This window comes from Sphingosinicella terrae (assembly GCF_003347635.1).
GTDB lineage: Bacteria > Pseudomonadota > Alphaproteobacteria > Sphingomonadales > Sphingomonadaceae > Allosphingosinicella > Allosphingosinicella terrae.
In genome coordinates, this window is record NZ_QDFY01000041.1 from 1 (window position 1) to 1295 (window position 1295).

Genomic DNA, 1295 nt, shown 5'->3' on the forward strand with positions numbered 1-1295 from the left:
TCGAGATCCGCCGCATTGCCCAGCCGCACCCGCGCCTGCACCCCGCCATTGTTGGGATCGAAGATGTCGCCCTGCCGCTCGCCCGCCGCATGACCCGCGCCGGCGATGAAATGGTCGATGTTACGCATGACGCATCCTCCTTCGCTCCAGGATATTGCCGGCATCACTGCAGGCAACGGTTGAACCTGCAGGACAGAGCTGTACTTTTGCAGGCATGGACTGGAACGACCTCCGCCATTTTCTTGCCCTGGCCCAGACCGGACAGCTTACGCGGGCCGGCACGAGGCTTGGTGTGGATGCGACCACGGTCGGACGACGTGTGCGCCGGCTCGAGGTTACCCTTCAGCAGACACTTTTCGAGCAGGCGCGGGAAGGCCAGGTGCTTACCGAGGCCGGCGAGCAGCTCCTGGTCTTGGCCGAGCAGGTCGAGCAAGCGATGCACCGGATCCAGGATGCCCATCCGGGCGACGGCCTGGCCGGGACGATCCGGTTGAGCGTGTCGGAGGGGTTCGGAACCTGGATCGTGGCGCATCGGCTGATGGCATTCCTGAAGCTCCACCCGCGCGTGCAGGTCGATCTGGTCGCGAGCAGCGGCTTCCTCAATCCTTCGCGGCGCGAAGCCGACATCGCGGTCCTTCTCGCCCGGCCTCGCAGTGGTCCTCTGATAAGCCGAAAGCTGGCAGATTACGCCTTGGGAATCTACGCGGCCCGCAGCTATCTCGAGTCGGTCCCCCGAATGCCGAGCGACCGGTCAGAACTCAGCGAACACCCACTGATCGGCTATATTCCTGATTTCATCTATGCGCCCGAACTCAACTATCTTGATGAGATCTCGCCCGGACTGCGGCCGAAGATCAGGAGCTCGAGCATCAACGCCCAGTATCGGCTGGCGACCGCCGGCGCCGGGATCGCGATCCTCCCCTGCTTCATCGGCGGCGGCGATAGCCGACTGACGAGACTGCTGCCCGAACTATCGATCCGGCGCTCCTTCTGGCTGGTTACCCACCAGGACACGCGCCAGCTGGCGCGGATCCAGGCGTTCGGGGCGTGGCTCGCCGAACTTGCCCATCTCGAACGATCTAGACTGCTGGGATTGGAGTCCGAACCGCCGGCCTGACTGCAAATCTGCAGCCGAAGCGTGCAAACTGTCTCCTTGCCTCGGGCCGGCAATCGCCCTCCCCTGTCGGCATGCAAACACGGATCGAGGAACTGGAGAAGAGGCGCGAGCAGGCACGGCTCGGCGGCGGCGAGAAGAGGATCGCGGCGCAGCATGCCAAGGGGCGTCTGACCGCGCG

At 64.6% G+C, this 1295-nt stretch carries 1 protein-coding gene; it reads left to right on the forward strand.

Annotated features, from left to right (window positions below):
- Positions 1 to 214 precede the first annotated feature (214 nt).
- Positions 215 to 1117 carry a LysR family transcriptional regulator gene (locus DDE10_RS23105; protein ID WP_114955164.1) on the forward strand — a complete coding sequence of 301 codons (903 nt, stop codon included), beginning with the start codon at positions 215 to 217 and terminating at the stop codon, positions 1115 to 1117.
- Positions 1118 to 1295 lie beyond the last annotated feature (178 nt).